10 protein-coding genes are annotated in these 12163 nt (G+C 70.3%); 5 read left to right on the top strand and 5 right to left on the bottom strand.

All coding sequences use genetic code 11. The annotated features are described in order from the left end of the window. The first annotated feature begins 11 nt into the window (after window positions 1-11). The 4 genes from SMIR_RS19285 to SMIR_RS19300 all read left to right on the top strand — a co-directional run bounded on the left by SMIR_RS19285 (window position 12) and on the right by SMIR_RS19300 (window position 6326). On the top strand, window positions 12-1556 hold the full coding sequence (locus tag SMIR_RS19285) for a bifunctional glycosyltransferase family 2/GtrA family protein (protein WP_168493285.1): 1545 nt from the start codon (window positions 12-14) through the stop codon (window positions 1554-1556). Next, complete coding sequence (locus SMIR_RS19290; protein ID WP_168493283.1) at window positions 1553-3808, top strand: ArnT family glycosyltransferase; 2256 nt, start codon at window positions 1553-1555, stop codon at window positions 3806-3808. Before SMIR_RS19285 ends, SMIR_RS19290 begins: the two co-directional genes overlap by 4 nt. Before the next feature lie 119 nt (window positions 3809-3927). Further along, window positions 3928-5466, top strand: coding sequence for an MFS transporter (locus SMIR_RS19295; RefSeq protein ID WP_168493276.1), 1539 nt, complete (start codon window positions 3928-3930; stop codon window positions 5464-5466). A gap of 86 nt (window positions 5467-5552) precedes the next feature. Continuing rightward, window positions 5553-6326: a TetR/AcrR family transcriptional regulator gene (locus SMIR_RS19300; protein ID WP_101398925.1), complete on the top strand. Its 774-nt coding sequence runs from the start codon at window positions 5553-5555 to the stop codon at window positions 6324-6326. Window positions 6327-6367: 41 nt separating this feature from the next. Here SMIR_RS19300 and SMIR_RS19305 read toward each other — a convergent pair whose 3' ends face one another. The 4 genes from SMIR_RS19305 to SMIR_RS19320 all read right to left on the bottom strand — a co-directional run bounded on the left by SMIR_RS19305 (window position 6368) and on the right by SMIR_RS19320 (window position 10845). Then, entirely contained in the window at window positions 6368-6838 is a 471-nt protein-coding gene (locus SMIR_RS19305) for a PPOX class F420-dependent oxidoreductase (protein WP_168493274.1), read from the bottom strand. Between the two features lie 41 nt (window positions 6839-6879). Continuing rightward, window positions 6880-7701 (bottom strand): YceI family protein, encoded by an 822-nt coding sequence (locus SMIR_RS19310; RefSeq protein ID WP_168493272.1) that lies wholly within the window; start codon window positions 7699-7701, stop codon window positions 6880-6882. Between the two features lie 105 nt (window positions 7702-7806). Next, on the bottom strand, window positions 7807-10263 hold the full coding sequence (locus SMIR_RS19315) for an MFS transporter (protein ID WP_527252124.1): 2457 nt from the start codon (window positions 10261-10263) through the stop codon (window positions 7807-7809). A 90-nt stretch (window positions 10264-10353) separates the two neighbouring features. After that, window positions 10354-10845: a MarR family winged helix-turn-helix transcriptional regulator gene (locus SMIR_RS19320; protein ID WP_168493268.1), complete on the bottom strand. Its 492-nt coding sequence runs from the start codon at window positions 10843-10845 to the stop codon at window positions 10354-10356. A gap of 396 nt (window positions 10846-11241) precedes the next feature. Here SMIR_RS19320 and SMIR_RS19325 point away from each other — a divergent pair, with 396 nt between their 5' ends. Further along, the gene (locus tag SMIR_RS19325; protein WP_054235117.1) at window positions 11242-11439 is read left to right on the top strand and encodes a hypothetical protein; all 198 of its coding nucleotides are present in this window, start codon (window positions 11242-11244) and stop codon (window positions 11437-11439) included. Window positions 11440-11481: 42 nt separating this feature from the next. Here SMIR_RS19325 and SMIR_RS44605 read toward each other — a convergent pair whose 3' ends face one another. Beyond that, a complete protein-coding gene (locus SMIR_RS44605; protein WP_348774728.1) occupies window positions 11482-11772 on the bottom strand; it encodes a hypothetical protein in 291 nt (96 codons plus the stop codon). Between the last annotated feature and the right edge of the window lie 391 nt (window positions 11773-12163).

Here is a 12163-nt window from a genome sequence, read left to right on the forward strand (position 1 = left end):
GAGTCGTTCGCATGCGAACCGACTCTTCTCCCGGCAACCTGCCGGCGCGGGAGCACCTCCCGGCCGGGTCCGCCGGTACGCCTGTCCTGGACGTAGTGATCCCCGTTTACAACGAGGAGAAGGATCTCCAGCCGTGTGTGGTGAGACTGCACGAGCATCTCAAGCGCACCTTCCCGTACGCGTTCCGCATCACGGTCGCGGACAACGCCTCTACGGACACCACCCCTCAGGTGGCCGCACGGCTGGAGTCGGAGATACCGGAAGTCAGGTCCTTCCGGCTTGAGCAGAAGGGCCGCGGGCGCGCGCTGCGCACCGTGTGGTCGGCCTCGGACGCTCCGATCCTCGCCTACATGGACGTGGACCTGTCCACCGACCTCAACGCCCTCCTCCCGCTGGTGGCCCCGCTGATCTCGGGCCACTCGGACCTCGCGATCGGCTCCCGGCTCGCCCGCAGCTCGCGCGTGGTGCGCGGTGCCAAGCGGGAGTTCATCAGCCGCACCTACAACCTGATCCTGCGCGGCTCGCTGCAGGCCCGCTTCTCGGACGCGCAGTGCGGCTTCAAGGCGATCCGCCGCGATGTCGCCCAGGTACTGCTGCCGCTGATCGAGGACACCGGCTGGTTCTTCGACACCGAGATGCTGGTGCTCGCCGAGCGCGCCGGACTGCGCATCCACGAGGTGCCGGTCGACTGGGTCGACGACCCGAACTCGACCGTGCACATCGCGAAGACCGCGACCGACGACCTGAAGGGCGTGTGGCGCGTGGGGCGCGCCCTCGCCACCGGTTCGCTCCCGCTCGACCGGCTCGCGCGCCCCTTCGGGGACGATCCGCGCGACCGCGACCTGACCGACGTACCCAAGGGCTTGGCCCGCCAGCTCGTCGGCTTCTGCGTGGTGGGCGCCCTGTCCACCCTCTTCTACCTGCTCCTGTACAGCGCCTTCCGTTCGTTCTCGGGCTCACAGATCGCCAACGCGCTCGCCCTGCTCGTCTCGGCCGTCGCCAACACCGCGGCCAACCGCCGTCTGACCTTCGGCGTCCGCGGCCGCGGCAGCGCGGTCCGGCACCAGGCGCAGGGCCTGGTCGTCTTCGGCATCGGCCTCGCCCTCACCAGCGGCTCGCTCGCCGCCCTGAACGCGGCGACGAGCAGCCCGGCGCACTCCACCGAACTCGCGGTGCTCATCGCTGCCAACCTCGCGGCGACCGTGCTGCGGTTCCTGCTCTTCCGCGCCTGGGTCTTCCCGGACCGGCGTGACGAGACGGCGGCCTCGACAGTCGTCGCCTCGCACAACCCGGCCTCGCCCACCTACGGCACGACGACGGCGGCGCACCAGCAGCACCCGCACTCGCACTCGCACCAGCAGCACCCGCACACGCCGCTGCCCCAGCGCCCGAACGCGACGGCGCCCCAAGCTCCGTACATCGACTACGACCACAACCAGACCAACGAGTTCCGCGCCGGTGAAGCCGCGGACCGCACCTGGGGGGACGCAACCATGCAGCTGCAAGCGGTGCGCCCGCACGATCACGACCCGAGGGACACGAGGGACGCACGATGACGACTCAGTCCGACACGAGCCACCAGGGGGGCGCGAGCCCCTTCGGAGGCGCCGAGCCCTCCTGGGGACCACCGAGCTCGACGGCTCTGCAGGAGCCCGTGGCGCCGCCCAGCGCGGCCCCCCGGTCCGGTGACCCCAAGCAGCCGTTCTTCCGACGCGCCTGGCGCGGCCGGCCCGAGGACCCGCGCTGGGTGCGCCCCGCCTTCCTCGCCCTGCTCGTCGCCACCGGCCTGCTCTACCTCTACAACCTGAGCGCCTCCGGGTACGCCAACTCCTTCTACTCCGCGGCCGTCCAGGCCGGCAGCCAGAGCTGGAAGGCGCTCTTCTTCGGCTCGCTCGACTCGGCCAACGCCATCACCGTCGACAAGCCCCCGGCCTCGCTGTGGCCGATGGCCCTGTCGGTACGGATCTTCGGTCTCAACTCGTGGGCGATCCTCGTCCCCGAGGTGCTGATGGGCGTCGCCACGGTCGGCGTCCTGTACGGGGCACTGCGCCGTCGCTTCAGCCCAGCGGCCGGTCTGATCGCGGGCGCGGTGCTCGCGCTCACTCCCGTCGCCGCGCTGATGTTCCGGTTCAACAACCCGGACGCGATGCTCGCGCTGCTGATGACCGTCACGATCTACTGCGTGGTCCGCGCTCTGGAGGACGGCCGGACGAAGTGGCTGGTCTGGGCGGGTGCCGCGGTCGGCTTCGCGTTCCTGGCGAAGACCCTGCAGGCCTTCCTGATCCTGCCGCCGCTCGCGGTCGTGTACGCGGTCTGCGCGCCGGTGCGGCTCAAGAAGCGGTTCGCCCAGCTGGGTCTTTCGGCGGTGGCGATGGTCGTCGCCGGCGGCTGGTGGGTGGCGATCGTGGAGCTGTGGCCCGCGTCCTCCCGCCCGTACATCGGCGGCTCGCAGAACAACTCCTTCCTCGAGCTGACCTTCGGCTACAACGGCCTCGGCCGCATCAACGGCGACGAGACCGGCAGCGTCGGTGGCGGTGGGGGTGGTGGTGGCACCGGCCAGTGGGGCGAGACCGGCTGGAACCGGATGTTCAACTCGGAGATCGGCAGCCAGATCTCGTGGCTGCTGCCCGCCGCGCTGATCCTGTTCGTCGCGGGGATCGTGCTCACCCGCAAGGCCAAGAGGACCGACCTGACGCGCAGCTCGTTCCTCGCCTGGGGCGGCGCGCTGCTGATGACGGCGATCATCTTCAGCTACATGGCCGGCATCTTCCACCAGTACTACACGGTGGCCCTGGCCCCCTACATCGCGGCTGTCGTCGGCATGGGCGCGACGGTGCTGTGGGAGGAGCGGAGCAAGGTCTGGGCCTCGCTCACCCTCGCCGGCGCGGTCACCGCGAGCGCCGCCTGGGGATACGTCCTCCTCAACCGCACCCCCACCTACCTGCCGTGGCTGAAGTGGCTGGTCCTCATCGGCGGTCTGGTCGGCGCGCTCGGCCTGATCTTCGCGGCCAGGCTGGGCCGTCAACTGGCCCTCGCGGCGGTCGGGCTGAGCTTCGTGGCCTCGGTCGCGGGCCCGACGGCGTACACGCTGTCCACGGTGAACACCGGGCACACCGGTTCGATCGTCACGGCCGGTCCGGCGGGCGCCAGCATGATGGGCGGCCGGGGTGGTCCCGGTGGCGGCGGTGGCATGCGGGGCGGCTTCCCCGGTGGCGGCAACACTCAGGGCCAGAACCAGCAGGGCGGTAACGGCACCACCCAGCAGGGCGGCGGCATGGGCCAGCCCCCGACGGGCGGTACCGGCGGCTTCCCCGGTCAGAACCAGCAGGGCAACGGCAATACCCAGGGCCAGAACCAGCAGGGCGGCATGCCCGGCGGTGGTGCGACGGGCGAGGGCGGCATGGGCGGTGGCGGTGTGGGCGGTCTGCTCAACGGCGCGACCGTCAGCTCCGCGGCCAAGAAGCTGCTGGAGACCAACGCGGGCGACTACACCTGGGCGGCCGCGGCCATCGGTTCCCAGAACTCCGCGAGCTACCAGCTCGCCACCGGCAAGCCGGTGATGGCGATCGGCGGCTTCAACGGCACCGACCCGTCCCCGACGCTGGCCCAGTTCAAGAAGTACGTGACGGACGGCAAGATCCACTACTTCATCTCGGGCGGCAGCATGGGCGGTGGGATGGGCGGCGGCAACTCCTCCTCCACCACTTCCACCTCCTCCCAGATCAGCTCGTGGGTCACGGCCAACTTCAAGAAGGTGACAGTCGGTTCGGCCACCTTCTACGACCTGACGCAGCCGACCAGCAGCTGACGGCAGGTCTTGTACGCGGGGCGGTGGCCCGGAGCGATCCAGCTCCGGGTCACCGCCCTTTTCCTACCCCAGGAGAATCGCGTTGTACGCCGTATGGGACCTGTTCTACGGTGTACAACATGTCCACGATTCCCCCAGGGCACCCAGAGGATCAGGCACAAGGCCACCCCCAACGCTGGCTGATCCTCGGCGTCATCTGCCTCGCCCAACTGACCGTGCTGCTCGACAACACCGTCCTGAACGTCGCGATCCCCTCCCTCACCCGGGAGCTGGGCGCGGCCACCCCCGACATCCAGTGGATGATCAACGCCTATTCGCTGGTGCAGTCCGGGCTGCTGCTCACGGCGGGCAGCGCGGCCGACCGCTACGGCCGCAAGAAGATGCTGATCACCGGGCTCGTCTTCTTCGGGATCGGCTCGGTGGTGGCCGGACTCGCCGACTCCACCGGCCAGTTGATCGCCGCACGGGCCGGAATGGGCGTCGGCGGCGCGCTCCTGCTGACCACCACGCTCGCCGTCGCCATGCAGATCTTCACCCCCGCGGAGCACCCGAAGGCCATCGGCATCTGGAGCGCCGTCAACGCCCTCGGCTTCGCGGCCGGACCGCTCCTCGGCGGCTTCGTACTGGACCACTTCTGGTGGGGCGCGATCTTCCTGATCAACCTGCCGGTGGTGGCCCTGGGCCTCGCCGCGGTGATGGCCCTCGTACCGGAGTCGAAGGCCGCGTCTTTCCGGGGGACAACCTCCGGACCCCCGGACCGCGGGGACCGCCCCGACCTCCTGGGAGCGCTGCTTTCCACGATCGGCATGACCGCACTCGTGTACGCGATCATCTCCGGCCCCGAACACGGCTGGACGTCGGCCCGGGTGCTGGCCACGGACGCGGTCGCCGTGCTGGTGCTGGCCGCCTTCGCGTACTGGGAGAGCCGGATCCCGTACCCCATGCTCGACCTGCACTTCTTCCGCGACCGGCGCTTCACCGGAGCCGTCGCGGGAGCCGTCCTCATCGCCTTCGGCATGGGCGGGGCCCTCTTCCTCCTCACCCAACACCTCCAATTCGTCCTGGGATACGGCCCCCTGGAAGCCGGACTGCGTACGGCGCCGCTCGCGCTCGCGGTCGTGGCGCTGAACTTCTCCGGCCTCTCGGCGAAGTGGACGGCGAGACTCGGCACACCGGTGTCGATCGCGCTCGGCATGACGCTGATGTCGGCCGGGCTGGTGTCGATCGCCACGCTCGCCGCGCACGGGTACGGCGGCACACTGCTCGGGCTGCTGCTGATCGGCGCGGGCGCCGCCGTGGCCAACCCGGCCATGGCACACGCCATCATGAGCGCGATTCCGCCGGAGAAGGCGGGCGTGGGCGCGGGCGTCAACGGCACGCTCGCCGAGTTCGGCAACGGCCTCGGAGTGGCGGTGCTCGGGGCGATCCTCAACTCCCGGTTCGCGGCGCTGATTCCGGTGGCGGCGACCTCGCTCCCGGCGGCACTGGCCTCGGCGGGCTCGGACGAGGAGCGCGGGCGGATCACGGACGCGTTCTCGTCGGGAGTGGAGACCAGCCAACTGGTGGGCGCGGCGGCCGTCCTTCTCGGTGGACTGCTGGCCGCGGCGTTGCTACGACGTGCGGAGAGGGCAGACTCCGCGGTGGCGGTATCGGCGTAGCGCCCGCTTAGCATCAGGGTTCCGAGTCATGAGTGATGAGTCATGAGTGATGAGTTGCGAGTTTCGAGTTCCGAGGAAGGTGCGCCATGGTGAGGGCAGCCGACCGTGCCGAGCGTCCGGCGCGGACCAGTGTCTGGCTGGAGGGCAAGGCTCCCCGGGGCGCTGCGGCGCGCGGGGGCGGGCAGCCGTCGGGGCTCGACCGGGACCGGATCACCGAGGTCACCGTACGGTTGTTGGATGCCGAGGGCATGGCGAGGTTCTCCATGCGCAGGCTGGCCGCCGAGCTGAACGTCACCGCGATGTCCGTGTACTGGTACGTCGACACCAAGGACGACCTGCTCGAACTCGCCCTCGACGCGGTCTTCGGCGAACTGGAGCTGCCCGACGCGGAGTCGGGCGAGGACTGGCGCGACCAGCTCCGCTCCCTCGCCACCGGCTACCGCGCGCTGCTGGTCCGCCACCCCTGGGTGTCCCCGCTGATCGGGACCTTCCTGAACATCGGCCCGCACTCCATGGCCTTCTCGCTCTGCGTCCAGCAGGTGATCCGCAACACCGGCCTGCCCCGGCACGGCCAGATGGGCGCGCTCTCGGCGGTCTTCCAGTTCGTGTACGGGTTCGGCACCATCGAGGGCCACTTCGTGCAGCGCTGCGCCTCGGCGGGGATGACCCAGGACGAGTACTTCCGTCAGGCCATGAGCACGATCGGCGAACAGCCGCAGTTCTCCGCCAATTTCGAGAACGCCGCGGACCTCATGGAGGCCCGCGGCGGTGACACGGTCGAGGAGATGCGGGAGCGGGACTTCACGTTCGCGCTGGAGACGCTGATCGCGGGGATCGAGACGATGGTCGCCCGGGCCTAGGGCCTGTCCGCTCCTCCTCGGCTTCCTGGGTCACTCCCGGGTCATTCCTGGGGTGTCAGTCGGGCCGGGAAGCCGCCCGTCGCGACCGGGCCCCACTTCACCGGCGTGACCCGGATGATCGACTTTCCCTGCTTGAGCATGGCCTCCCGGTACTCGTCCCAGTCCGGGTGTTCGCCCGCGATGTTCCGGTAGTACTCGACGAGCGGCTCGACGGATTCGGGGGAGTCGATGACTTCGGCCGTGCCGTCGATCTGGACCCAGGGTCCGTTCCACTCGTCGCTCAGCACGATCAGGCTGACACGCTCGTCCCGCTTGGCGTTACGGGTCTTCGCGCGCTCGGGGTAGGTCGAGACGACGATCCGCCCGGCGTCGTCGACCCCGCAGGTCAGGGGGGAGCCCTGGGGGCTGCCGTCGGTACGGCGGGTGAGGAGGATGGCGCGGTGGCGGGGGCGTACGAAGTCGAGCAGTTCGTCCAGGGACACGGCGGTGTTCGTAGCGATGTTCGGTGCCATGTGAGTCAGCCTAGGCTGCCCGCCGGGAACGTGCGCTCGACTCACGCCTGTGGGAGGGACTCCCCTTGTACCGCCTGGACGTCCAGCTCCACCTTCAGCGTGGTGCCGATCGCCGAGATGCCTGCCTGGATGACCTGGTTGTAGTTCATGGCGAAGTCCTCGCGGTGGAGTTCGGCCGTCGCCCGGAAGGCGGCCCGCGTGCCGCCCCAGGGGTCCGCGCCCGTGCCCAGGTAGGCGAGGTTCAGGTCGACCGGGCGGGCGATGCCGCGCATGGTGAGTTCGCCGTGGACGGTCCAGCGGTCGGAGCCCGCCGGGGTCAGGCCGGTCGAGCGGTAGGTGATCTGCGGGTACGTCTCGACGTCGAGGAAGTCGGGGGACTTCAGGTGGCCGTCGCGCATGCCGTTGCCGGTGTCGATCGAGGCGGCGGAGATCACGGCCTCGACGCGGGACTTGGACACGTCGTCCGGGGCGATCTCGATCGTCGCCCAGAAGTCCGTGAAACGGCCGTGCACGCTGGAGATGCCCAGGTGCTGGGCGACGGCGCCGACGGAGGAGTGCGCCGGGTCGACGGTCCAGGGGCCGGGCGGCGGCAGTTCGTTGCCGCCCTGGCGGGCGAGGGTCACGTTGCCGATCTCGGCCCGGCCGCTCGCCGTGACGATCGCGCTGGAGGCGGCGGGCGCGTACCCGACCGCGGTCACGATCACGGTGTACGCACCGGGCGTGAGGACGGTCGGGTCGTGCACGGCTCCTTCGGTGTCCGCCTCGGCGCGCAGCACCTGCGTCCCGGTCATGTCGGTCACCGTGACGACCGCGTGCGACACGGCCCATCCGTCCCGCGTGCGAATCCGTGCGGTCAGTCCCATCCCGTTTTCTCCCTGCAAAGCACTAAAAATTGGTCGCAATGAGACCGGCCCGTGGGGGGCGCACCTCCGCTCAGAGTGCGCGCTCCCCACGGGCCGGGGTATCGACTACTCGCCGGGGTGGGCGAGGGTGATGTCGTGGTCGTCGACGCCGCGGCCGGAGACCGTGAGAGCCGTCGCCACCGGGGGGTAACCCGTCGCGATGACGGTGTACTCGCCGCCGTCCAGGTCGGTGAAGGCGTACGCGCCGTCCATGCCGGTCCTGGCGGTGCCGATCACGTTGCCGGCCGCGTCGACCAGCGTGACCCGGGCATCGCCCAGGGGACCGCCGGGAGCCCGTACGACACCCTGGAGCTGGGCGCCCGCGCTGAGCTCGACCTCGACCCGGGTGACCCCGGCGCCGCCGACCTCGACGGGGAGGGCCTGCGGGCGGTGGCCGGCCGCGTTCACCGCGATGGTCACCGGACCCGGGACCAGTTCGGCGAAGGCGAACTGGCCCTGCTCACCGGTGGTCCCGGTGGCCAGCACGTCACCGCGGACGTCGGTCACGATGACCATGGCGTCCTTGACCGGGGTACCGGTCCCGGCGGCCCGGACGAATCCGCTCAGCCCGCTCGTGCCGCTCAGCAGGATGTCGTACGCCACCGGCTCGTCGTTCACGATGATCGTCGAGGCCTGCGGCTGGAAACCGTCGGCGGAGGCGATCAGGACATACGAGCCCGTGCCGGGCGCGTCCACCGCGTAGGAGCCGTCGGCCTGCGCGACCGACCGGCCCAGCTGCCGTCCCGCGAGCGAGATCAGCGTGACCGCGGCCTGCGGGACGGGGGCGCTCTCCGCGCCGCGGACGTGACCCCGGACCGGGATGCCGCCGGAGGCGGGCAGCGGGGCGCTCTCCCGTGTCGCGGTGGCGACGGCGGCGAGCCGCTGCGTGCCCTCGGGTCCGGCCGCGAGGCTCGTCTCGGCGACGGCCGCCCAGCTCGGGATCCTCTCCTCGGCGGGTGCCTCGGCGGTGGCCGAAGCCTCCGGCTCGGTGGCCTCCGCCTTCGCCTCCGCGGCCTGGGCCAGCGCGCCCGAGGTCCGCAGCGGGACCTCCTTGATGAAGAGGACGATGAAGAAGGCGAGCAGCGCCAGGGCGGAGCCGATCATGAAGACGTCGGCTATGCCGTGGCCGTACGCGCTCTCGAGGACCGTGCGCAGCGGGGCGGGCAGCGAGTCCATGTTCGGGATGGTGCCGGAGCCGGAACCGGACGCGGCGGCCGCGTACTTGGGGTCGATGCCGGCCAGGCCGTCCTTGACGTAGTCGGTGATCCGGGTGGACATGATCGCGCCGAGCGCGGAAACGCCGATCGCACCGCCGAGGGAGCGGAAGAACGTCACCGTGGAGCTGGCCGAGCCGAGGTCGGACGGGGCCACCTGGTTCTGCGTGGACAGCACCAGGTTCTGCATCGTCATGCCGACGCCGAGACCGAGCAGCGCCATGAAGATCGCGACGTGCCAGTAGGTCGTGTCGTAGCGGATGGTGCCCAGCAGGCCCAGGCCCGCGGTGATCAGGACGGTACCGCTGACCAGCCAGTACTTCCACCGGCCGGTCTTGGTGATGACCTGGCCGGAGACCGTGGAGGCGATGAACAGGCCGCCGATCATCGGGATGGTCATGACGCCCGACATCGTCGGGGACTTGTCCCGGGCCAGCTGGAAGTACTGGCTGAAGAAGACGGTGCCGGTGAACATCGCGACGCCCACGAAGAGCGAGGCGAGGGAGGAAAGCGTGATGGTGCGGTTGCGGAACAGACGCAGCGGGATGATCGGCTCGCTCGCCTTGGACTCGACGAGCACGAACAGCAGGCCGAGGACGATCGCGCCTCCGACCATCGCGTACGTCTGCCCCGACACCCAGTCGTACTTGTCGCCGGCGAAGGTGACCCAGACCAGCAGCAGCGAGACCGCGGCGGAGATGAAGAACGCGCCACCCCAGTCGACCTTCACGTCCCGCTTCACGGTGGGCAGGTGCAGGGTCTTCTGCAGCACGATCAGCGCGATGATCGCGAACGGCACGCCGACGTAGAAGCACCAGCGCCAGCCGAGCCACGAGGTGTCGGTGATGACACCGCCGAGCAGCGGGCCGCCGACCGTGGCGACAGCGAAGGTCGCGCCGAGGTAGCCGGAGTAACGCCCGCGCTCACGCGGGGAGATCATCGCCGCCATGACGATCTGGGCGAGGGCGGACAGACCGCCGACGCCGACGCCCTGGACCACACGGCACGCGATGAGCATGCCGGGGTTCTGGGACAGACCGGCGGCGGCCGATCCCAGCACGTATATGACGAGGGCTATCTGTACGAGCGCCTTCTTGCTGTACAGGTCGGAGAGCTTGCCCCACAGAGGCGTGGTCGCGGTCATGGCCAGCAGCGAGGCCGTGACGACCCAGGTGTAGGCGGACTGGCCGCCGCCCAGGTCGCCGATGATCTCGGGGAGTGCGTTGGTGACGATCGTCGACGACAGGATCGCGACGAACATGCCGAGCAGCAGGCCGGAGAGCGCCTCCATGATCTGTCGGTGTGTCATCGGAGTGCCGTCGGAGGGTCCACCTCCGTGCTTGGCGTGAGCCCGCACACCGGCTGGTGTGGTCGTTGCCATGGGCTTCCTTCTCTTGTCTTACGCGGGTGTACGGGTGGTCAGTTCGGTTGCTTCCGGCATGTAGGGCGGCCGGGGTACGGCACGGCAGTCGCCGAAGCTCTCGCGCAGCCGGCCCATCAGGTGGATGAGCAGGCCGACCTCGTGGTCGGACCAGTCGCTCAGCCGGTCGGCGAACAGCCGCGAGGAGCGGCGGGAGAGTTCGGTGAGCTGCTCGCGTCCCGCGTCGGTGAGGCGCAGGATGCGGGAGCGTTTGTCGGCGGGGTCGGGGAGGCGTTCGATCCAGCCCCGGTCGGCGACGTGGGCGACGTGGCGGCTGGTCACGGACATGTCCACGGCGAGCAGCTCGGCGAGCTTGCTCATCCGCATGTCGCCGTGCCGGCCGAGGAGGGTCAGTACGGCGGCGGAGCCCGTGGGGCAGTCGTGCGGCAGGATCCGCCCGAGCTCCCGCTTCACAGCGCCGATGGCACTGAGCTGACGAGCCAATTCCTCGTACTGCGCCTGCGCGGCCATCACACCTCCCGTATTCGTTGCTTGGGGCAACCATAAATCCAGTTGGTTGCTGCAGGCAAACGATATCGCTGCCGCTGGGCTAAAAAGATGGCAAAGGCAAGTATTGGCGAACGTAAACCTGCTGGTGGGCGGTGCGCACGGCTTTGAATCCGCTGTGGACCGGCGGAACTCCCGCACCCGGGCCCATCCCGGCCTCCGTGTGCGCCAACCGTTCATCCGGAGCTTTTCGGCTGATCACCGGTGGGGTTGGGCGCGCAGTTCCCCGCGCCCCGGGGGGGCGCGCTGCCTGCCGGGGGCATCCAGCTCGCCGCCCACGCCATCCGGAACCGGGGGAACGGGGGGCGAGGGGAACCCGGCGCTTGGGTAGGGGGCGTCTATTCGCTAGGGTCCTGGGCCATGGCAAACACCCAGGGCCCCGAGGGCAACTACGACCCCGCGGGTAGCACCCAGATGTTCCGCGCTTTCGTCGACGAGGGCCCCCAGGCCCGGCAGCAGCAGGCGGCCGCCCCGGCGGGCCCCCGCATCGGCCTGATCATCGGCATCGTCGTCGCCGTGGCGGTCGTGGCCGCCGTGGCGTGGCTCGCGCTGGCGTAAGGGCAACCCGCCCGCCTCGCCGGCAGGACCGGTGGAGGCGGGTCACTTCCACTGGACGGACACGTCCCGCGTCTCGATGTGCATGCCGAGCGGCACGCGCCAGTCGTCGACGCACACCGTCCAGGTCTTCGTGCTGCCCGCTCCGGCCGCGATCGGCGCCGGCAGATCCCGCGTCGAGTCGATCGTCGCCCAGTCGATGCCGAGCGCCCCGATGATGTGCGTCCCGAGGGTCACCGTGCCCGAACGCACAGCGGTGCCACCGGTGTTGCGGAAGGAGACGGTCACCTTCTCGCACCAGCGCCTGTCGGTGGCCTCCCGCGTGGGCTCGCCCACGTCGAGAACGGCGGGACCGACGGGGCCGGGAGGACTGGGGGTACCAGGGGGACTGGTACTTGCCGTGGAACCCGGGGTCGGCCGAGTGGGGGGCGCGGACGCGGTGCCCGAACCGGCGCTCGTGCGGGACGAGTTGTCGTCACCGCGGTTCGTTGCCGCACCGGGCGAAGCGGAAAGTGGGGGCTGCGGGGGTGAACTGCCCTGCTGAGGAGCCCCTTTGGTGGGTGGCGTGGGTGGCGTGGACCCGGGCAGCGGGGTCAGCGAGACGTTTCCGGTCGGGGCCACGACGGGTCCCGAATCGGCCGGCGCTCCCACCGCCACGTATCCGCCGCCGCTCCCACCGTCCCCGCACGCGGCCAGTACGGCACCCAGGCAGACAACAGCCGTCGAG

The organism is Streptomyces mirabilis, assembly GCF_018310535.1.
In the GTDB taxonomy this organism is placed as follows: domain Bacteria; phylum Actinomycetota; class Actinomycetes; order Streptomycetales; family Streptomycetaceae; genus Streptomyces.